24 protein-coding genes are annotated in these 19172 nt (G+C 47.0%); 3 read left to right on the top strand and 21 right to left on the bottom strand.

Annotated elements, in window-relative coordinates:
- Positions 1–75: 75 nt before the first annotated feature.
- The 19 genes from BSCG_RS01320 to BSCG_RS01410 all read right to left on the bottom strand — a co-directional run bounded on the left by BSCG_RS01320 (position 76) and on the right by BSCG_RS01410 (position 15504).
- Positions 76–261 (bottom strand): hypothetical protein, encoded by a 186-nt coding sequence (locus tag BSCG_RS01320; protein ID WP_008771427.1) that lies wholly within the window; start codon positions 259–261, stop codon positions 76–78.
- An 18-nt stretch (positions 262–279) separates the two neighbouring features.
- Positions 280–1752: a DUF3945 domain-containing protein gene (locus BSCG_RS01325; RefSeq protein WP_008771426.1), complete on the bottom strand. Its 1473-nt coding sequence runs from the start codon at positions 1750–1752 to the stop codon at positions 280–282.
- Positions 1749–2861 (bottom strand): DUF4138 domain-containing protein, encoded by a 1113-nt coding sequence (locus tag BSCG_RS01330; RefSeq protein WP_008771425.1) that lies wholly within the window; start codon positions 2859–2861, stop codon positions 1749–1751. The genes BSCG_RS01325 and BSCG_RS01330 overlap by 4 nt, the downstream gene beginning before the upstream one ends.
- Before the next feature lie 12 nt (positions 2862–2873).
- Complete coding sequence (locus BSCG_RS01335; RefSeq protein ID WP_007564699.1) at positions 2874–3059, bottom strand: hypothetical protein; 186 nt, start codon at positions 3057–3059, stop codon at positions 2874–2876.
- Complete coding sequence (gene traM, locus BSCG_RS01340) at positions 3056–4339, bottom strand: conjugative transposon protein TraM (protein WP_032849860.1); 1284 nt, start codon at positions 4337–4339, stop codon at positions 3056–3058. Before traM ends, BSCG_RS01335 begins: the two co-directional genes overlap by 4 nt.
- Complete coding sequence (locus BSCG_RS01345; RefSeq protein ID WP_008771423.1) at positions 4326–5024, bottom strand: hypothetical protein; 699 nt, start codon at positions 5022–5024, stop codon at positions 4326–4328. Before BSCG_RS01345 ends, traM begins: the two co-directional genes overlap by 14 nt.
- 4 nt (positions 5025–5028) lie before the next feature.
- Positions 5029–6084: a hypothetical protein gene (locus tag BSCG_RS01350; RefSeq protein ID WP_008771422.1), complete on the bottom strand. Its 1056-nt coding sequence runs from the start codon at positions 6082–6084 to the stop codon at positions 5029–5031.
- Positions 6085–6089: 5 nt separating this feature from the next.
- A complete protein-coding gene (locus tag BSCG_RS01355; protein ID WP_008771421.1) occupies positions 6090–6686 on the bottom strand; it encodes a hypothetical protein in 597 nt (198 codons plus the stop codon).
- Positions 6687–6691: 5 nt separating this feature from the next.
- Complete coding sequence (locus BSCG_RS01360; RefSeq protein WP_008771420.1) at positions 6692–6913, bottom strand: hypothetical protein; 222 nt, start codon at positions 6911–6913, stop codon at positions 6692–6694.
- Positions 6906–9512, bottom strand: coding sequence for a TraG family conjugative transposon ATPase (locus BSCG_RS01365; protein ID WP_008777468.1), 2607 nt, complete (start codon positions 9510–9512; stop codon positions 6906–6908). The genes BSCG_RS01360 and BSCG_RS01365 overlap by 8 nt, the downstream gene beginning before the upstream one ends.
- Positions 9509–9820, bottom strand: coding sequence for a hypothetical protein (locus BSCG_RS01370; protein WP_005868885.1), 312 nt, complete (start codon positions 9818–9820; stop codon positions 9509–9511). Before BSCG_RS01370 ends, BSCG_RS01365 begins: the two co-directional genes overlap by 4 nt.
- 12 nt (positions 9821–9832) lie before the next feature.
- Positions 9833–10177 carry a hypothetical protein gene (locus BSCG_RS01375; protein WP_005868883.1) on the bottom strand — a complete coding sequence of 115 codons (345 nt, stop codon included), beginning with the start codon at positions 10175–10177 and terminating at the stop codon, positions 9833–9835.
- An 18-nt stretch (positions 10178–10195) separates the two neighbouring features.
- Entirely contained in the window at positions 10196–10540 is a 345-nt protein-coding gene (locus tag BSCG_RS01380) for a hypothetical protein (RefSeq protein ID WP_005868881.1), read from the bottom strand.
- Positions 10537–10749, bottom strand: a complete 213-nt coding sequence (locus BSCG_RS01385; protein WP_005868879.1) for a hypothetical protein — start codon at positions 10747–10749, stop codon at positions 10537–10539. The genes BSCG_RS01380 and BSCG_RS01385 overlap by 4 nt, the downstream gene beginning before the upstream one ends.
- Positions 10750–10767: 18 nt before the next feature.
- On the bottom strand, positions 10768–11346 hold the full coding sequence (locus tag BSCG_RS01390) for a conjugal transfer protein TraO (RefSeq protein ID WP_005868877.1): 579 nt from the start codon (positions 11344–11346) through the stop codon (positions 10768–10770).
- Positions 11347–11655: 309 nt separating this feature from the next.
- Positions 11656–12249 carry a Crp/Fnr family transcriptional regulator gene (locus BSCG_RS01395; RefSeq protein WP_005868875.1) on the bottom strand — a complete coding sequence of 198 codons (594 nt, stop codon included), beginning with the start codon at positions 12247–12249 and terminating at the stop codon, positions 11656–11658.
- Between the two features lie 244 nt (positions 12250–12493).
- Entirely contained in the window at positions 12494–13624 is a 1131-nt protein-coding gene (locus tag BSCG_RS01400) for a hypothetical protein (RefSeq protein ID WP_005868874.1), read from the bottom strand.
- A gap of 694 nt (positions 13625–14318) precedes the next feature.
- On the bottom strand, positions 14319–14801 hold the full coding sequence (locus BSCG_RS01405; RefSeq protein WP_008771418.1) for a DUF3408 domain-containing protein: 483 nt from the start codon (positions 14799–14801) through the stop codon (positions 14319–14321).
- Between the two features lie 4 nt (positions 14802–14805).
- A complete protein-coding gene (locus BSCG_RS01410) occupies positions 14806–15504 on the bottom strand; it encodes a ParA family protein (protein WP_008997423.1) in 699 nt (232 codons plus the stop codon).
- 403 nt (positions 15505–15907) lie between these two features.
- Here BSCG_RS01410 and BSCG_RS0128110 point away from each other — a divergent pair, with 403 nt between their 5' ends.
- Genes BSCG_RS0128110 through BSCG_RS01420 form a run of 3 tightly spaced genes read left to right on the top strand, consistent with a single transcriptional unit; the run spans position 15908 to position 18655 of the window.
- Positions 15908–16246 carry a plasmid mobilization protein gene (locus BSCG_RS0128110; RefSeq protein ID WP_008771416.1) on the top strand — a complete coding sequence of 113 codons (339 nt, stop codon included), beginning with the start codon at positions 15908–15910 and terminating at the stop codon, positions 16244–16246.
- The gene (locus BSCG_RS01415; protein WP_008777465.1) at positions 16243–17643 is read left to right on the top strand and encodes a relaxase/mobilization nuclease domain-containing protein; all 1401 of its coding nucleotides are present in this window, start codon (positions 16243–16245) and stop codon (positions 17641–17643) included. Before BSCG_RS0128110 ends, BSCG_RS01415 begins: the two co-directional genes overlap by 4 nt.
- Positions 17644–17671: 28 nt before the next feature.
- Positions 17672–18655 carry a hypothetical protein gene (locus BSCG_RS01420; protein WP_008771414.1) on the top strand — a complete coding sequence of 328 codons (984 nt, stop codon included), beginning with the start codon at positions 17672–17674 and terminating at the stop codon, positions 18653–18655.
- A gap of 44 nt (positions 18656–18699) precedes the next feature.
- Here the strand turns inward: BSCG_RS01420 and BSCG_RS30185 are convergent, their stop codons facing one another.
- Together BSCG_RS30185 and BSCG_RS30285 are read right to left on the bottom strand one after the other, a co-directional pair.
- Entirely contained in the window at positions 18700–18855 is a 156-nt protein-coding gene (locus BSCG_RS30185) for a hypothetical protein (protein ID WP_005868867.1), read from the bottom strand.
- Positions 18856–18926: 71 nt separating this feature from the next.
- On the bottom strand, positions 18927–19172 hold a 246-nt coding region (locus tag BSCG_RS30285; RefSeq protein ID WP_050428073.1), incomplete at its 5' end, for a hypothetical protein.

Genomic DNA, 19172 nt, shown 5'->3' with positions numbered 1-19172 from the left:
CTTATGTTGACGTCAACATAAAATCATCAGTTCGGCGAAACGCTGTAATGCTTTGTCACTTGCTGTATCCATGATTTATTGGTATAGATTTCTGTTCTCGTAATCAAGCAGCCATTCTCTGGCCGTTTGGTTGTTTATCTCTTGCTGCTTGGCAGCCATCTCTTCTTGATAGGCTTGTGCAAGCTCTTCCTGTGCAAGTAGAAACTCTAAGTCACAGATTTCTCCTGCAATGTTTTTCTGTACTAATTCATCGTAATCCATAATTCCTGATTTTTTAGGTTATAAGTCATTGAAAGCCCGGTTGATGGTGCTGGCTATCGGACGGGCCATTTCCTTGCTGTTGTCGGGTTTGGGTGTGCTGGCCAGTTTGACATCTCCCAGTGTCTTTGTGCTGCCTTCCATCCCGAAAATCTTTTGTACGGCTATCAGCGTGTTGGCTTGCACACCCGTTTCACGCATCCGGGTAAGGTCTTGTTGGGTGAGCCGGTACCCTTCTTTCTGTATCTCTTGGATGACATGAAAGTTGTCGGTCTGTGCGGCATCCAACAGACGTGCGGCCTGCCTTTCATGTTCGCCCTGTTCTTCCGGCTTGGTGCCGAACAGCTGGATGACTTCATGGGTTTGCCTTTCATCCAGACCGTGTTCCTTACCGATTCCTTTGATAAACTCTTCACTGGGTTTATATCCTTCCTCTTTGAGCTTCCCGATTTTTTCAAAGTCATGTTTGCCCACCGCTTCCTTAAACTCGGCTTCCATATTGCGCCCCTCTTCGTGTTTTTGCTCTTTTGCAGCCTCTATGTTGGCCGCATGGGCTTCCAGTTTGGGGGTCATGGCCTTGATCAGCTCTTGTGCCTTGCCGGGAGTGATACTCTGTATGTTCTGTATCATGACTCCTTTCCTGTCATCCGTCAGTTGGATGTCGGCAATGAAGTAGCCTTCCGGACTGTGCAGCAGCTTGTTCTCCAGTGCATGGCCGTTGGCGAGCAGGTATTTGTCGGCTTTGGTTAACTTGTAGCCGCCATATTCGCTGGTCTGCCCGATGATATCGGGAATCTTGATTTCCTGGTTGGTGCGCAGGATGACGGAGTTCAGATCCCGGTCAACTTGCAGCAGGATGTCCTTCTTATTTACGGTGATGGGTACGATGTCACCGGCAAGCAGCTGTTCTTTCTCTTTCTTGCCCAACTTCTTTCCCAGCACCTTGTCCGGGATAACCAACGCCTCTTTGCGGTAGAATACGGAGATTCCGTCATCGTTTAAACGGAGCTTCCCCGGTTTGCCGTGTATCTCCATCAAATCAGACATGATACCCTTTTCCAGCTTGGTGCCTTTCCCGTCGAGGATGTTCCCTTGCTTGTAGGCGTATTCATAGAGCGACTGTCCGGTGTAGCATACCTTCAGGCGATGGTCGATGACGGTAAAGCCGTCCTTGTCATGTCCCTTCAGGTTCTCCCACCGCTTGATGCTGATGCCCTCCTTCTCCAGCTCGGCGACATATTTAGGATCATTGGCACGTTCCTTGTTAAAAAGGGCGGATACACGTTCTTTTGATTGGTCACGAAGGCTTTCATCGTACTTTGCTCCGGCTTTTTCCCTGATTTCGCTTACGCTCATGCTCAGCTCTTCCCCGTCTTTGCGGAACCGGAAATATCCGTCCCGGTATTCGGTCTGATAGCCCAGTGATTCGGCGATGCCGCCGAACTGTCCCACGTTGTCGAACATATAGGTGTCTAATGCTTCTCTCAGTTTCATGGCTGTGGCTTGTATAAGGGTTCTGCGGAAAGGATGTATTCGTTCAACACGGCCAGCTTGATGTGCCGCCCGCCGTTTCGCTCGTAAATCTCGATCTCGAATACCTTATCATCGGGTATCGTGAATTTGTCGAAACCAAGTATCAGCCGGTTCCGGCTCTTGCCCTTGATTTTCGTATCAAAATCTTTCTGATAAATAGGTTCGATGGTCGTTTCTTGCTGGATGGCGTTCTTGCTCTTCTTCTGGTCACGCTGGAAACATTTGACAAACTCGATGTCGTAGTCGATGTATGATTTGTTTTTCAGGTCAAAGATGAAAAACATGAAGTCCTCATGCACATACAGATTGGCCATTGACAACTCAAACTTGTTCTCGATGACCCCCAGGCTGTAGATGTTGCGCTTCTTGGTGCGCAGCTCTTGGATGCATCTTTCCATTTCCTCGCTGTTCACATCCACATGGGCGGTATATTTGCGCTGGTCATCGAAATTGTAGGTGAATACGGAGGTATTGCCCCGTTTGATGGTGATGTGGTAAGTGTTCATGGCCTTATCCACCACAAACAGGTTGGAATATGCCACGGCATCTTTGGCGGTTGATACTTTCAACTGGTTGTTGTAGGCGGCCAGAGTGAAGGACACCTCGTTGCCGGGCGTTCCGTAAGCGATGTCCTCCGGAAAGAAGAACTCGGCCAGATGGAGGTCGCTGACTTCTGCCTGATAGTCATGGTGCTGCCATTTCCCGTTGTCCTCGTAAATGTTCGGGTGCGAATCCGTGCCGCTTTCGGGAAGGTAGCGGATGTGATAGGTGTAAACGCTTCCGTCGATGCAGACTACGGTCAGGTTGGTCTCTTCGGTGAATCCTTCCGCTTGCGCCGAGAGCCTGACGATATGGGGCGCCTCTTCTACCCGGCTGGCCATGACAAGCTCCTGTTCGCCGATGGCGATATCAGATACTTGCACAGGGAATACCAGGTGTTTCACACAGTCGAAAGAGATAAAGATGTCTTTTTGGCTGATGGCTTGTTGCCGGGGAGTGCCGTTTTCCTGAGCGAAGAGCGGCAGACTGCACACAAAGCAGTAAAACAGTAGATAAATATATTTCTTCATGTTGTCGATATGTTAAACGGTTCTTGAAAAAAAGGCGGTGAATACGGTAATGCCCCATAGAAGAAGCAGGGTAATGCCGAAAGAAACGGTCAGCGGACGGATTTCTTTAAAGGCTCGTCCGTTCCGGCGTGATACGTAGATCCGATAGCCGAAAAAGACCGCTGACAGCGCAAGCAGGTAATTGAGAATGTCTATCATAATTTGTCTATCAATGTTTGAAGGGGATGATTTTTCTTGTTCGTTTTCTCTTGTTCCATTTGCTCATAGAGCTTCTGTAACTCCGCTTGCACGGCTTGCCTGCGCAACTTCGATTCCTGACTCTCTTCCTGGATATACATTTCGTAGTTGGACTTGAGATGTACCTTCACTTGTGAGAGGCTCATGTTCAAGATTTGCTTGGCTACCTGGGTGGTGGCGTTGACTACGCTGGTCACTTCGCTGGCCATCGTGCCGATGGAAGAGAGCGGCATGTCGATGTTCTGTACAAGACCTTGTTCCATACGCTTGGCTGCACTGGCTTTCAGGTTATTGGGTAGGTTCAAACCTTCCATGGCATCATTGTCGAAGACAACCACCGATACGGGATTGAGGTTGTCTCCTACCTTCAGGTTGCTGACCACCACATCGAGGCGGTTGGCTCCCAAAGTGGCGACACCGTAAAACAGCGTGTTGGCCGGTATCTTCATGCCGGATAGGGTTACGTCCTGAAGCAACCGCATCCGTACCGTACTGCCCGTGACTACGGTCTGGTCGCCGTGGATGCAAGCCCTGAAGAGGTTGCTGTTTCCCGGTGTGGAGGTCGGTTGGCGGCGTACCCGCTTGCCGTTTTCGGCACGGTAGATCGGGCCTTTTTGCATCAGGCTGTCGGCGGATGGATGGCCGGAAGGGTTGGCAGCGGCTTTCTCCGTTTTTCCCTCTTGGTCATAATTGACAATCCGTTCATACATGCGCTTGCGGTATTTGTCGGATTCTTCCAGTTCCTTGCGGATGCGTGAGTTCTTCTTGGCTTCCCGGATAATCTCGTTGAGCGCCTGCTCGTCCTCCAGTCCGTCCAGTTGGCTTTCCAGCTGATGAGAGAAGCGTCCGTTCCGGCCACCTCCGTATTCTGCCATGACTTCGCTGTACGGATTGTTCTGCATACGGCGGATGCGCTCCAGTGTGGCACGGTCATACCGTTCCTGCTGGTTTTGCAGCTCGAAGTAAAAATCAGATCCTTTGACTTGAGACTCTTTCAGGATGCGTGCCTTCTCCTGCTCTTCCAGTTTGTCCTGCTTATAGGCTTCCATCTTGTCGTTCACCTTGTCGGCCATTTCCGACTGTGGTTCCAGAAAGGCTTGCGAGGCGGTCTGTCTGTCACTCCCTGACGGCACGTTCCCGTCCTCACGGATGAAGAATACATAAAGGAAGAGGATGCCCAGGATTACCGGGATGGCCATCAACAGCTTGTTCTTGTCTTTGATAAGTTTATTCGGTTCCATGGTCGGTTGGTTTAGAGGTTTCTGACTGGTTTTCATTCTTGCCCGGAGAAGCTGCCTGCGATGTGTTGGCGCCGTTGCTTTCCACGGGTTCGGAATAGCGGACAATCCAATCTTCTATCTTGGCTCCGTGCGCATTTTCCTCGCTGCGGGACAGCATATCATAGATGGTGAACTCCGCTTCGATATTACGTGAGATGCTTCCCCGTGCCCGGTACCCGGTCTGCGTGAAGATTATCTTTCCGGAAACGGGTATCGTTTGGGTGTTAATCTCTACATCCTTGATGCGTACCCCGTAACGGATATTCTTTTGTATGAGTGAGTTCAGCATATTCACATCGTTGTACTCGTTCAACAGCTCCTTCCCCTTGTTGCCTATGAGGTTGAGCGCAAGCGAAATGTTCTTCTCGTAGCTGCTTTCGTCAAAGGCATACCAGTGGGTTACGAAGGTCTTTACATGGTTCATGTATTCGTATTGCCGCATATCGCTGGCAGACAGGCTGCTTGCCTCATAGACTTCTCCCTGCCTGTCGATGACGAGAGCCTGGCCGTATGCTTTTTCTATTTTGTTGATAAGGAAGATGATACTGCTGGCAAAAGCGATAGTCAGGATGATGCAGTACCCGGCTGAAAGCCGGATAGTCAGCTTGACCGCATCATCTGCTCCTTTGAATTTCATCAGATTCATAGTTCTATTTTTTATTGTTGTCGTTTATGAAACTTGCCCCGATAGAGGCGGCACCGCCTACGTTGGTCAGCTTGCCGCCTGCCGCTGCGCCTCCCATCAGGGCGATGGTGGCCGCCGTGGTGACGATTGACACGGTTTTCGAAATGATTTTCCCGGCATCGCTGTGTCCTACGATTTTGGAGGATAGCCAGAAACAGCTGCAATAAGCACCGATTAAGGCGAGATCCATTCCTAAATATTGTATCTGCTGCGTAGCTGCGTCTACCATGTCGGCACTTTCCGTATAGATGGCCTTGAAGGTCTGCCACATGATTTGATTCAGGATATTGATGACGGTGAATACCATACAGGCGGAGCAGAGCGTACCGAACCAGATACTCAACTGTTTCTGAAAGACCGGCAGCATGCTTACGGCAAAGACAAACGGGCCGAGAATGACCAATAGCTTGACAATGACCACGCCGATACCCAAGATGACTACTTGTATGATTCCTACCAATAGGGCGGAAATGCCATGAAGTACAAGGGTGGCGAGGTTGGCGGGGTTGAGCAGCTGCACAATCTTCTCCACGCTGGAGCGTACACCGGTCATTTCGTCCTCTTCCATCTTTTTATCCAGTTCGTGCTGCATGGCGCCGGTGTTGTCTTCTCCGGCTGCTACCTCCGACTGGAGGCTGTGTTTGTCGTATTCGACAATCATCTCTCCTTGTTCGGTGGCTGATTGTGCCATGAACTGGGCAAATTCCTGCGCACGCTCGGAGGTCAGCGAGGTGGCTTCGTTGATTACTTCCATCGTGCCTACGATGGTTTGGGCGATGGGGGTGTACATGCTTAGGCAGAAGAACAGTACCAGGCAACGGGCGATTTCCATCATGTCGGGAAATTTGTCCTCATTCGGGCTTAACAGCTGGCTGGCTCCGTGATAGAGATAGTTGTATGCCAGGTTGCAGATAAAGCAGATGACACCAACACCGAAGGCGATGACCGTCATTTGCGAAACGAGTTCCATCGTCAGACCGTCCGTGATCTGAAGTCCCCAGAGAAAATTATCTTGATTCATAACGTTTAATTGGTGTGTCGTGTGAAAGCGGCCAACCGTCCCTGGTAATAGGTCTTCCGGTTATGCCCCTTCATGGATTTGTAAATGACCGTGGAACGCACGGATTCGTTAAACTCACGCATCTCTTCGGCGGCTTTTTCCACCGATTCCTTCACCTGCTCGATAAAGGACATGCGCCCTTCCGAGTTCATTGAGAAGTAACTGGTCACGGTGGCCACCTTGAACAGCAGGTCGGTACTCAGGCTCAGATTGACGGTCACACGCTGAAAGTTGAGAAATTTCAGGCAGTGGTAATTCGATCCTACGTTCAGGTAAAAGCTGTAGTCGCTGCTCAGGCAGGCTACGTCGTCCAGCAGGTCGGCAAGCTCTTTCAGTGATTTGAGTTCCTTCAACTGGTCGATCTTTTGCAGGCCGAGCCGCAGTTCCTGGGCATCGATCATTTCATTGATTTGTGTAACCCATTTCTTGACATTGGCGATCCATTCCGTTGAGTTCAGCAGGGTGTGGCCGGGATCATGCACGACGAACTGGGCATGAACACTGCCGGTTCCCGTCAGCCCCATCGAGGCGGCAAGTCCGAGTATGAGAATGATTCTTTTCATGACGGTTATTTGTTGGTGATGAATAATAAGGTGAATATGGCACATACCAGCCAGGCTGTCAGATAGCTCTTGGCATTTTCCTTTTTCGTGGCGAGTGCCCATACCACGAAAATGAGCGCAACGCCCAAAAGTGCGGCGGCAATGCTTCCGGCAAGATTGTATGCACTGCCGTTGAAGTCGGTTGACCAGCTTAGAAGGGCGGTCAGCCCTTGGGTGGCGTCATCCATACTTTTTCCTCCTTTCCTCCAGATAGCGGTTGATGGCCGTATAGGTCGAGCCGCTTTCGTTGAACAACTGCTTCAGCCGTACTACCGTCGCCTGGCGCGAATCGAAGGCTACGGCGGCGAAGTCGGACACTTCGTTGCGGAAGATGAAGGCATCGTTCGACATCTTGATGAAAAACTCTCTCCAGCGTTCCGTGCGTTGCAACGACTCGATCATATAGGCCTCTTCGTCCGTGATGGAAAGCACGGCTTTCACTTCCGGCAGGTTCTGCCGGTGTTCCGAATGGTCGAGGATAATCTTGGTCGCGCAGTTGATGATGATGGAGTCCTTGATACTGGACGGCATGTTTTTCAAAAACAGGATGTTCTGTGCGGCCAGCGTGATGCTTCCCTCCTTTTTACGGAAGGTACGGTACAGGTAGGCGATGAAGTCTCCGAATTTCTCGTCTTGCAGGAAGTCGAGCGCTTCGTCGATGATCAGTTCTTTGGCAAATCCCTGGCGTTTCTTGATTTTATCCACGATCATTTGCAGGGTGATGATGGCAACGAGCGGAAAGTACTCTTTCTTAGAGGCATCTTCCATATCGAAGGCTATCAGCCGGTCATGCACGATATCCACGTTCTCGGTGGCGTTCAGCAGGAATGACAGCTCTCCGTCTGTATAGGGTTCCAGCAAAAGCAACAGCTCCTCTATCTCGAATTTCTGTTTCTCAAACTCGGTCATCCGTTTGCTGAACACTTCCTTCAGATAAGCCCGGTAAGTTATCAGCGTCGGGAAGATACGCTCATGCTTCTCTCCTATTGAAGAGTTGTTCACATAGTCATAAAATCCGATGACGGATTTCCTGAGAATGGCGTTCTCGGCAGGCAGCATGGGTTCACGTACCTTCCAAATGTAGCTGATAATGGCGACGATGGTTTTTATCTGGTCATCGGCGGACTCGGCATCCGTGGTGTCGATGTACAGGTATTTGCCGTTCTTGTCACGGTCACACAAGAAGGGGTTGAACGCAAATTTCTTCTGCTCGGTAGAGTCGAAGTATTTGCCCCGGTTCAAGGCTATCATCGAGCGGTAAGAGCCGCCGATGTCGATGATCATCATATCCCGGCCCAGCTCATAGCTTTGCAGGATGTAATTGTTCAGCCAGAAAGACTTACCGGAACCGGACGGGCCGATAACGATGCGGTTCTTGTTGTTCAGCGCCGGATAATCCCAGAGGTTTATCTTGGCGGGAGTACCGAAACGGTCATGGTAGATATGCCCTTTCTCGTCCGAAAGGTACATCCCCTCTTTTTGCAGATAGCAGATGGCCTGCTTGGTCGTGTTGACGAAGCCCCGGTAATTGGCCCTGGCATTGCCGGGTATGTTGCAGAAGAACAGGTTGCACAGCTCGGCGTTCTCCACATAGCACGAACTTTGGTTCATAAAGCTGAAGCCTTGCTGTACCAGTGCGGTTTTCCGCATGAGCGAGGTGCGGTCTGTATCGTTCAGCACGACATTGAAGGCGGTATAGGCGGTCTGGTAGTCGAACTGGGTAATCTCATCGCAGAAGGCTGCCTGCTCGCGTTGCTTCTCTGCCGCCGGAGGGTAGAAGTTGGTGATGTAGTTCAGCGCGTCTTTCTCCGCACCGATGGCCGTTACGGTGGCATCTGGATCGGTTATCTCTATCACGATGTTTACGATGTGGTTGAACGGCAGGCCAAGTCCTACGGGGTACAGCATCGAGCATTTGCTCCGTATGCTGTCCGGTATCTCTATGTTTCCCCCGTATGCCTTCGACTTGCCGGTGTGCGGCACGGCCAGTTCCTGAAGATGCTCGCCTTCGTTGGTCAGCGAAAGGATGGAAACGTGCTGCTGCCCTATTTTCATGCTTCCGCTTTCACTGACGGCCATAGGGTTGACGCTCTTCTGCGTGGCATCGTTTTCCGGTGTCTCGTAAGAGAGGTTGACGTAGTCGTAGATGGCGTTGTTCAGTTCCGTATCATCCATCTTGCGTATCTCAAACTGCTGGATGGACGACAAACCGTTCTCAAAGTTCATCAGAAAGGCTTCCATTTCTGTCAGCCGTTGCTGATATTCCTTATAAGGTTGCTTGAACGGGTAGTGCAGCTTTCGCATCAGCGAGGTGCCCGATGCGCTTTTGCGTATCTTACCGTTTCGGCTGCCGTTCGTGAACGTCACATACAGGTTGGTGTAGCTGTTCAGTATCTCCTTGCCGTTGAAATGACGGTTGTTCTCCGCTATCAGGGCATTGGAAGAGTATTCTGCATGATGGTATCGCCCCGTATAGTAGAAATTCTGCTGATGGATGACCGTGCCTGCCGGAAGCATCTTCAAAAGAGCCTCCAACCGCTCGTGGATGTATTGCGCCTCGCTTTCCGACAAGGTGAACACTTCGGGCAGAAGCAGCCGGTAGCCGACGGTGATGTCACCGTTCCCGTTGATGACGGCGTTCTCCGTGATGGTCTGGATAGGCAAGACACTTTCCATATCCACGGATTTGTCCTTCACCTCTATCTCTGTCTGCCGGATATACAGCAGAGCAATCAGCAGGCACAGCGCACAGATTAGCAGTGATATGAGTATGATGATTCCTATCATGGTTGCTGTTTTAGGATGAATTTGAAAATCTGCCGTTTGTCCGTTATCTGCCGGGGGGTGGCGTTCTTGATCCGGAGGCCGGTCAGGTAGTCCGGGTTACCGGCCTTGTGTTCCTTTTTCAAGGTTTGGAACAGCAGACCGGATAGAAACAGAATGGCGGAAATGATTCCGATGATGAGTATCGGGTGCAGCTGCTTAAATATGCTCACGATGATGATGATGGCCGTCAGCAGCATGAAGATGGCGAACTGTCCCGATGACAGACCGAAGAACTTGATCGGCTTGTTGATTTTACGCATGGTTCTCATGGCTCTTCGTTTTTAGATAATCAGGAAGGCCACCATGATGACTACCACGGCGATGATCCAGCCGAGCAGGTATTCCTTGGCATGGGGATTGTTCGTGGCAAGCGAATAGATGACAAAGACCAGGGCGATGCCGAGTACCGCCGCCAAAATGTATTTGGCTACGTCCAGAATGGTGTCCGCACCCTCTTTGGCTTTGTCTGTCACTTCGGATAGGCTGTTAATCTTCAGGCCGCTTTGTGCCTCCGCCACTTGTGCCGTTCCCAACAGCGTGAAGAATATGAGAAAGGTGAAGATAACCTTTCCATAGCGGTTAATGACTTGGTTCGCTTTTTCTCTTACATTTTCGATTGCTTTCATTTTGTTCCTATTTTTTAATTAAACATGAATCGTTTTCAGTCTCTCCCATTGCACATCCTTATACTTGATGGATATGGGCTCTTCTTTCGGCTGTTCCGGCAGTGGTTTGCCTGAGTAGTAGTAGGCTCTTCCATGCAGGTACATATCGGCTATCTCGGCAGCCAATTCCTCTTCTTCCAGCTCAGGCTGAAATACCACGCAGATGACCGGACAGGCTCTCTCCTGCCCTTCCTTGCGCACCGCCTCCCTTATCGGCTTCTCTTTCTCCTTTCCGGAAGAAAGTGCTTTCTTCTTTTTCCGAAAGTAAAAGTGAAGCGTGACACAGGCGAGTATGGCAACCAGTATCAAATCCACTACGTTCATAAGAGTTGCCAGATAATGAGCCAAGTGACCAATGCCGTGATATAGGTGATGATGGCCTCTTTGGTGCGCTCGTGGTTGCTTATCAGCTTTTTAAGTACCGCTAGTCCGGCACATAGAAAGCCTACCCCTATCAGCATGGCGCCTATTTCACGGTATAAGGAGATCAGGCCGGATACATTTGTATCGGCTAACAATATGATAATAAGCATGGTGATATGATTTGTCGGTTAGTAGAGCAGTATCTTTATTCCTACGTTCCAGACAGTGTTCCACTTGTCAATGGATAGGGGATTCCAATGTTGTTGTATGCGGGCAAGCAATGCCGTTCGGGGCAGGATGAATACTTCCAGTTCCGTTTCCAGTTTCGGGCCGATGATGAAGTTGTATTCCTTATCGGGGTGGCGGACGTATTCTGTACCGATGAATCCTCCCAGGCCGATGCCCCAGTAAACGGATTTCAGGTTGCAGGCCAGGGTTCTGTAATAACCGCCGTCCACAAAAAAGTCCTTACCCTTGTCATGTATCGTTTCGGGAATCGTTTCTTCCGGGTTCAAGGTAGAGACTTGCGGTAGGTTGGCTGTGTATTCGTAAGGTTTCTCAAAATAGCTAAACCCGGCTTTCCAATAGCTTGTCCGGTTGATGTATCTGGAAAAGGAGAGGTTGTAATAGTTGCCTGCATTGCCGAACAGGTTAGTGCCGTAGTTCAATTCAAGTGCCGGGATGTTCTCATAATGGCGTTGCGCAAAAGCGCTTACGGTGCATAACAGCAGGCTAAGGCTGATAGCAGTCAGTCTGATGTGTTCCATGGGAATTACTCTTTAGGTTATTAATGTTATATATTTTTCTATTTGTCTCATACGGTGTTTCCAATTTACGCGGATTCCTGTCGGCAGAACCGAATCAAGGTGCTTATCGCGTTGTTTTCGCTCCAAACATATAGATTATATACGGGAGGACAAATTTTATGAAAGGCTTTTAAAGGGCCTTTCGTGTTTATTTAATGTGCATTAAAAAATACATGTGCCGTAAACCGGCAGGTGTGGAATAATTCTACAGAAAAAAGCCGGATAGGATTAGTTGTGTAAAACTGTCCTGCCCGGCTTATAGGGTTTGGTTTATATGCGCTTTCGGATGTTGCTCAATGCTTGTGGCGTGATGCCGATATAACTTGCTATGTCTTTTAAGGGTATTGAACGTAACAGCCATTTTTCATTGGCCAAAAGCGCTTTGTAACGCGCTTCGGCATCCAGTGTGTAAAACTCCTCTTCCCTTATTATTTTGCGGTTGATGGATCTTACCAAATGTATTCTGGCCAGCTTGTTGAAATTGATGGATAACTCATATAGCTGATGAAGATCTTTTTTGGGCAATCTCCAGATCTTGCATGGCTCCAATGCCTTGATATTGTAGTGGGCATGGTGTTCTTCATGTGAAAGGAAAAAATTGATGAACTCTTTGGCTTGGATAAACCGTGCTGAAATCTCTCTATTCTCTTTGTCCGGAAACCATAACCGGACGATGCCGGATTCCAGATAATAGAGGTAGCATACTTCCTCGCCCCTGGTGACGAGGTGTTCTCCCTTTTTGATATGGATAAGCTCGAAATGAGCATCAAGATACGCCTTTTCTTCGTCTGTCATCCGCACGTGAAGATGGGCGCCCATTACCATGAGCGTCTCATCTATCAGGGTGGCAATTGTTTGAACCATTGAATTTGTTTTATGTTTATATAAGGGTACGGAAACGTACCCTCTAACATGGACGTGGCGTTCCAACAACAAAGGCACGCCCCGTACCAGTTTCATACTGGTACAGGCATGCGCCTGTTGTTGTTAATTCCTTAACGATAGATGCCACTCTTTTGTTAGACAGACGGACGTATGTAAAAAGCGGGCTGCCAATTTTCTGACAATCCGCTGCAAAGATACTATTTTATGGTTTTTGTTCCAACTTTTAGGGATTTAAGTTGACGGCAAGGTCTTCTGGACGAATGCCTACTACCTTTATATAGATATCCCGGTAGATGTTCTCCTTAATCTCCTTGTCCTCTTCAGAATAAAGCCATGCGGTAAATTCATGATAATATTCGCCGGTTCCCAATTTAAAGAAATCCTTATATTGATAATGTCTGCTCACGGGAATGCCTTTCTTGTTTAACAAGAAGCATGATTTAAGCGCATCGTGATATTGCGAGGTCAGTATCGCCTTTATCTTTTCGTCGAAATATTCCAATGTTTCCTGGTCAAAGAAAAACTGTACGGTGTAGGGCCACTTCTCCCCTTTTCCTTTGATGTACTGGTATTGGAATTTGGTTCTCTCCAGCTTTTTGTTGATACCGTTTAAGATGCTGGTCACCTTCTTCTTCCGGTCATGGTTGTCCTTTACCGTTACATCAAATTCCTTAGCAAGTTGGTCAACCGTAACGGTGAAATAAGGTGCTTGTCCTTGGTCAATCTTATACTTGATCAGGTAAATCATTTTCGCCAGGTTCAGATAAAACTTGCGGTAGCCTTTGCGGTTGGGCAGGTTACGGTAGTCTTTCAGTTCCAGCAGATTGTATTCGGTAAGCAAAGTATTCATCAGATCTTTGCTCAGATGCACGTTGTAATTCCGCTTGGTGCGCTTTTTCGTGCCGAAGTTATCCTTTATCTCAAAGCGGTCCAGTATTTGAATGAACTTATATTGCGTCTTGCCGTTCATGGCGTATGCTACACTGAGGTTGGATGTCCCTAAACGGTATAACGCCGCTTCAAAGGTGTTCTCTATCGGATGCTCTATCTTTTGGCCGTTCTGTTCGGTGATATATACCGGACGTTGGTTGCTGAACAGGAAATCAAGCTGCTTCTCGGTCAGTTTTCGTTGCAACTTGGTTCGTTCATACCCCATGACCTCACAAAAATCGTTGATGGAGAACCAGCAGTCGCCGAACAGATCTTTCATTTGTGAAGATGCCACGTAAATGATAATGTCAGACATGACAGTGCCGCCTGCATCAAATAGAACTTCCAATACTTTCGTGTTGGAAGACTCGCTGAGAGTCCTGGGGACTCTGCTCAACTCTTTTTGTGTATTACTTTCCTTCATAGGCGGACACTTGTTGTTTACTGATGCAAAGATACGTTTTTTTACGGAGATAGTGAATCTAACTCCCTATAAATGAAGATTCCAAAGCATTTTTTTCGTGCTGTTTCTTGATTTAGTTGTGTAAAAGTGTCCCGACTACGGCTGTTTCCGATCCCCCAGTTGTGTAAAAGTGTCCCGAATGGCCGGTTTAGTTGTGCAGAAGTGTCCCGGATTCCTGATTTAGTTGTGTAAAAGTGTCCCGAATGCAGATTCTAGTTGTGTAAAAGTATCCCGACTTTCCTGTTCAGTTGTGCAGAAGTGTCCCGAATAGTCGGTTAGTTGTGCAGAAGTGTCCCGGTTACGAGAAGATGCCAGTAAGTGCTAACTTGCAATAATATAGTTGATTATACGGAAAACCTCCCTTATTAGTTGTGTAAAAGTGTCCCACAAATACTTAAATCCCTAAAAACCTAAATAAAACGAAGAAATGATTTTGTTACCGTATTCTTACTTTCGGAAAAAATTTTGAGGTGGAAACAAGTAGAAGTTTGAATTCTTTAACATATTGTCCAGGATAATAGGCAAAGGGATTTTTCCGCAGTTGTGTAAAAGTGTCCCGGTTCAATGCCGGCCTTCACTAAAATGGCGTGCAAAAATAACGCCTGCCCGACAAATGCAGTCGAACAGGCGTATATATATTTTTCCGAAAGTAGAATCAGATGCTCATATACTTCTTCAGTATCGCTTGAATCTCCTTGTTATGGCTGGTTAATACGTCTTCAAGAATGTTGTTGGCGATATTGTGCATTCCTAATCCCGTGGCCATAGCAATCTGCTTCAGCTTTCTGTGGGTTTCGCTGGATATCCGGATTACTTCGGTATTCTTTAATTTTCGCTCTTCCAGATATTCCGAGAATTTTTTTCCGCAGACTTTGCTTTCTTCTGTTTTTGGAGAAGACTGCACGGAAGGTTTGGATTCCGGCTTTTCCATTTGTTCCGGCTGAGGTTCTTGGACGGTTTCTGTGACCGGAGCCGATTCTTTCACCTCTTCATGGATGGGCTGCTCAATCGCAGGTTGGGGAATGGTGCTTTCCGCAACACTTCCGATCTGCTGGATTTCCTGCTCTTTCTTACTGGCGCTTTGCAGCAAGAGTTTTCTCATGGCGGCTGATGATGTCCTTTCTTTGTTGGTTGCCATAGCTTTATTCTCCTATATGGTTACAGATTAATTCCAATACCTCTTCACAGAACGCATCACAGGGATGATGGTACGCTTTACTCAGCGTACTTAAATTGCGTTGATAGTCAACCCTTGAATCCTTGATGTAGTTTTGCATCAACTCGAAAGGCAAGGTTTTTTTATTTTTCAAAATTTCTTTGAACTCCAGCACATTCGGAAGAACACGGTTCATAACACCACGCATGGTAGTCTTTTTACCAATCTTTCGACGGCTTTCAATAATCCCTTCATAGATGTTATAGTAAAAGGTCAATGTAGGTCTTAAATCGGTCTGGTTCGGTTCGAAGGGAATGATAATCACGTCAACGAAGTGCAGCGTTTCAACTACACCGTTTTGTTTCAGGTTACCCGGAAAATCGACAAGTATAATGTCGTAATTGTCCTGAAGGAAATCCAGTTGGTTGATGAACTCTGAGGAAGAGATATTGATAACCTCATATTCTTCTTCCTTTTTCATGATTCCGTCCTCGGCTTCGTCCTCACGTAATTTTCCGATAGTGTTCTGCATGTCGTCGATATCCACCACGGCAATGGATAAGCCACCCTCTTCGTTTGACTGCGAATGAATATAACCTGCAAACAAAGCTGTCAATGTGGACTTTCCTACCCCGCCCTTGGGATTCTCAAAAGCTACGACTACTCCTGGTAATATTTGTCCCATAATGTACGTTTTTAAGTATGTGCGCAAATATATAAATAATAAATTAAATAATTGCATACTTTTATAATTAATTTATTACACACTTATTTACTTAATTATATAAGTATTTACATATATAAATATGAATATAATTATGTATGTTATTAATATTATAGTTAAGTATGTATGTTCATACTTTGTAATAATATAATTAGTAATTATGTATTTTGTAACTAATGGCTTTTCGTTTGCTTGTTACAATGTGCGTAGTTGCTTTGTAACAAAGTGCGCGGTTAATCAGGATTAAGAAATCAAGACTTTTGTTTGGTTTTATTTCACAGCTGAGTATTATTGTATATCTTTGCTAATGCAAGGTATGTTTTTGTGGGTACAAAAACCCTTGCGACAGCCGAGCTGCCGACCAATGTTCGTTACACTCACATACTCTGTATATATGAAAGAGAATCGAGATATAAGTATAAAGATCCGCTTGACGGAAGCCGAGAAAGAACAGCTTCTTCAACGTTCAAAGGAAGAGGGAAAATCCCTTTCTTCCTTTATCAGAGAGTCTGCCTTGAAAGGCAGAAGCATGTCGAAAACCGATGTGCAAATGATATATGAACTTCGTAAAATAGGAGCCAATATCAACCAGCTTGCCAAACATATCAATACGCTTCCGTCCGATGAAAATATATTGTATTCATTGGATCGGATTAACCAATACCTTTCGGATGTAGAAACCATTAACCGGAAATTGTTATGATAGCCGAGATACAGCCTTCTTTCTCATCCCACCTGTCCATGAGCCGGAAAATCGAATACCAGCTTTCCAAGGTCAAGGAAGGAAACGGAAAAGTGCTTTGCACCTCCACCGGTGACGAACTGGCCGCCATGCCAGCCTACATGGAACTTATCTCCCAGTTGAATGACCGGGTGAAACTACCTTATGCGGAATTTATTCTGAGCCTCTATCCGGGAGAAAGCCTTTCCGATGAACAGTGGCTTTCTCTTGCCGGGGAATATATCGAGAGGATGGGGTACGGAAAGTCCTGTTATGCCGTTGTCCTGAATACCGACAAGGCACACAGCCATGTGCATGTGCTGCTGACCACGATTGATGAAGAAGGCAAAAGCATTCCTTCCGGGAATAATTACAGCCGTTCCGAAAAGATCTCAAGGGAACTGGAGCAGAAGTACGGTCTGTTGCCTTTGGAAAGGGAAGGAGGCAAGAGAACCACGTTGGGAGAGGCGCAATACCGTAACTATTATTTCGATGCGGCCTTGAAGAAAGCCATGCGTAGTTATAATTACAAGGATAAGGTATCGGCTGTCCTAGAACAATCCGATACATACTGGTCTTTGGATAAACCCTTGCAAGAAATAAAACTGGCCAATGAAGAATGGCGTGTCCTGTTGGGGGATGAAAGCTATGACAACCTTTTCGCATTGCTGGAAAAAGGAGGTTTTTTCAACCCCTTGTTCAAGGATGAACTGTTACAACAGCTTGACCGCATCTACTCTTTTTCCGAAAGTACATCCGATTTCCGAAGGAACCTGGAACAAGAAGGATTGTATATGCGTCTGGTCACCAAGAAGGACAAATCCTATTATGTCTATGGCATCAAGGATTCAGGCTTTTACCTGAAGGACGTTTCGCTTCCTCAGAAATATCGCTTCGGTAATATCCGTTTTGATGGGCATGGCATGAGTGCCGATGAACAGAAGCATTATCTCTATGACCACGTGTTTAAGGCTTTGAACGCTTCTTCCGGATATGAGGATTTCAAGAAGAACTTGGCGGAAGAATCGATTCGGGTGACGGAGCATGTAAACGGCAAAGGCGCATATGGGATTTCTCTCTATATGGAAAACGTGGAAAATGCTCATCTCTTTAAAGGTGCGGATCTTTCCCGTAAGCTCACTTATCAGAATATACAGAAGCATTTCGATGGCGTGGCAGTCGGTCTCTCGTCACATATTAATAGGGTAGGGGAGTTCCGTGAGCGGGTGGATCGTGAGGCTTTCTATATGCAGGGTAGGGGAGTTACGGCCATTCCGGATCTTGACATTACCGGCAGCGGGAAGAAGTCGCAAGAGGATGATCTCATACCGTCCAAAAAGAAACGGAAACGCAAGAGTGGCCCCGATTTCTCTTTATGAATACTAACTTAATATAATATATTTCTTTATGAATTATCAGACCGTTTTACAGAATTATCTTCCCGTCGAACAAGGGGATTTCATGTTGAAATATGAGATTGATGACCGAGGGTATGCCATTTATTCACCGGAGAAAGGTTCGTTCTCTTGTATCGAATTACATGGCTTTTCCGAGCTTACTCCTTGGCAATTGGCTTTTCTCCTTTCATTGGATATGCAGCAGATGAAAGAACAGGATGAGTTTTCTCTTTCCGTATGTTGCAAGCGGGAAAAGCTCTTGTCTTATCTCTTTGATGTGGAGGAAAGCGAAACAACTTTAAAGACAAAACATGTGTCCGGGTGGCAAGGCTATCTGATGATGGATATCCATAAGCCGGACAGGGTACGGAACGTGTTCCAGTTCCATCCGGAAACGAAAAAAGCCCGTTTGGTCTTTGACAACCGGTTATGTGTCGCTTCCCTTCGTGAGAAAGAGAAAGGAAAGATCATCCATCTCTGTTGGAGTCCTTCTCTCTTTGCTGCCATCGATAGGGGAGGAGAGCGTACCGCACCGGCTTATCTGTTGGCTTCTAATGCTGCCTTGTTGCATGGGTATGCCATGAAGCAGATTGCGGAATGCTTTGCTGGTACACCGGCTGAAGAACGGGTTATCGGTATTCATGTAGGGGATAATGTCTATGAGGCCTTGTCTTTTGTGTGCTATTACGCCCGTAACGTGCAGGATGAATATTTGGTTATTCCTGAGCGGAAAGATGGGATGATGATTCTTGAAACCCCGAAATGGAATCCGATACGCCAGGCCAACTTCGTGGCTTCACTTAACAAGATGGCGGTTGACCAGGCGAAGAAACGCTATCCGGAAATGGAGGTTCCAAATGAACGGCCATTCACATGTCTCTCTTTTTCCCGGAAGTCTTTCGTCTATTTCCCGGATCTGAAGGTGTATCAGGAGGTGTTCTTGAAGATGTATTTGGGATTGGTGAGGTTACAGGAGGTGCATTTGCTGGGGTAAGGAACAATTGCAGTGCTGCTTATAATATAGTGGCACTACTATTGTTAGAGTACTTCTATCATTCCTTTGGTTACGGCATCGGCCAGTAGTCTTTTTACAATCCTGCCACTGGGAGGATTGGTTATCCCAAGCGTTATCTCAACCCTGTTTGATAGAGGATGATAGTGCAGGTATTGGAGGATTTCATCTTCAATAGTCATGTTATAATTCTTTTATCGGGACAATTTTGCCTAATATTTATGCTTTTGTTTATTGTTCTGTCTGTTGGATTTTACTTTTTTTTATTTCCGTTCTTCCCTTTTCCTTGTTTTCTGCCTCCCCTTGTGTGCTTTTTCATAGCTCCATCTGAGACCCTTTGTTTTTGAACGGCAAATTTATTTCGGTGGATGGATATGAAAGAGTTCCGGTCTTCGCCCTTTGTACCGAAAAAAATAACGCTGGACGGCTTCACTGTCCCCAACATTTTTTGTCGTCCAAAACTTTTCTCAATCCCTCCTTCCTTCTTGTTGTGTGCCGT

This window comes from Bacteroides sp. 2_2_4 (assembly GCF_000157055.1).
Taxonomy (GTDB): Bacteria; Bacteroidota; Bacteroidia; order Bacteroidales; family Bacteroidaceae; genus Bacteroides; species Bacteroides ovatus.
Note: the sequence above shows the minus strand (reverse complement) of the source record. Positions and strands in the feature narration are given on the sequence as shown.